General features: G+C 56.9%; 1 protein-coding gene. It reads left to right on the top strand.

Features of this window, described 5'->3' with window-relative positions; all coding sequences use genetic code 11:
• The first annotated feature begins 85 nt into the window (after positions 1–85).
• The gene (locus BSG09_RS20050) at positions 86–1,390 is read left to right on the top strand and encodes an IS4 family transposase (protein WP_092936261.1); all 1,305 of its coding nucleotides are present in this window, start codon (positions 86–88) and stop codon (positions 1,388–1,390) included.
• Positions 1,391–1,403 lie beyond the last annotated feature (13 nt).

The following is a 1,403-nucleotide window of genomic DNA, read 5'->3' as shown; positions in this document are numbered from 1 at the left end:
CATGCGTCTTTAGCTAAGTGACGAACCGCCAGACAGCAGTGGCTTATCGAGGCATCTTTTCGAGAGGATTGAGGAGGGGACAAGTGTGTCCAACACTCCCTCCTCAGACAGAATTGAACGTCGGCTTACTACCCTCTTTCCCTCTGCTGCTCTGGAAGATCACGCCGAGGCTGTCGGCGTGATCGAACGAGAGGGCAAGCTCCAGATCCCACCGCTCGTGTGGTCGTTTGCGTTCGGCTTCGCCACTGGCGAGAGCCGAACGCTCGCAGCCTTCCGCCGGAGCTACAACTCCACAGCTGATGAATCACTGTCACCCGGCGGCTACTACCAGCGATTGACGCCGTCGTTGGCCGAGTATCTCCGCGACCTCGTCGAGTACGGCCTCGACGAGGTCGCTGTTCCACACACCGTGACCGATCAGTTCGACCGATTCAGGGACGTAATGATTGCTGATGGAACGGTGTTGCGCCTGCATCAGTTCCTCTCTGATGAGTTCGAAGGGCGCAACGAGGAGCAGGCTGGAGCACGGCTCCACCTGCTCCATAACCCGAGCGATCAGATGCTGGAACGGTTCAGCATCACTGACGAGAAAGCACACGACAGCACTGAGTTCGACACTGGCTCGTGGCTCGAACAGCGGCTGGTACTGTTCGACCAGGCGTACTTCAAGTACCGACGGTTCGCGTTGATCGATGAGAACGATGGCTACTTCGTGAGTCGGCTGAAACCCGACGCAAACCCGGTTGTAACGGACGAGTTACGGGAATGGCGTGGCGACGCCATTCCCCTGGAGGGCAAGCAGATCCACGATGTTGTTGACGATCTCTACCGGAAGTACATCGATGTAGAAGTGGAGGCCGAATTCAAGCGAGGGAAGTACAACGGAACTCGGTCGCTGGATACCAAACAATTCCGTGTCGTCGGCGTCCGCGATGAGGACGCCGACGATTATCATCTCTACATCACAAATCTGCCGCGTGAGGAGTTTCTACCGGAAGATTTAGCGACGATCTATCGGTGTCGGTGGGCTGTTGAGCGGTTGTTTCGGGAACTCAAGACGCAGTACGAACTGGATGAGTTCGATACAACGAAAGAGCACATCGTGAAGATTCTGGTGTATGCGGCGCTGTTGTCGCTGTTAGTAAGCCGTGAGTTGCTGGCACTGGTGACAGAGTGCGCCGATGACGACGCTGTGTTTCCACCAGGGCGCTGGGCGGCGACCTTCCGGTCGCACGCCCAGCTCATCCTCGACGATCTGGGTGACTTCCTCGGCTACTCGCCACCACCGCTGTTGGAGCGTCTTATCGAAGATGCACAGAAAATCCACGACCAACGACCGATACTACAGGAGACGCTCGCAACCGCTACACAACCGAGGGGTGAGGCTTAGCTAAAGACGCATG

Source organism: Natrinema hispanicum, assembly GCF_900111485.1.
Classification (GTDB): Archaea; Halobacteriota; Halobacteria; order Halobacteriales; family Natrialbaceae; genus Natrinema; species Natrinema hispanicum_A.
This window is presented reverse-complemented; position numbering and strand designations above follow the sequence as displayed.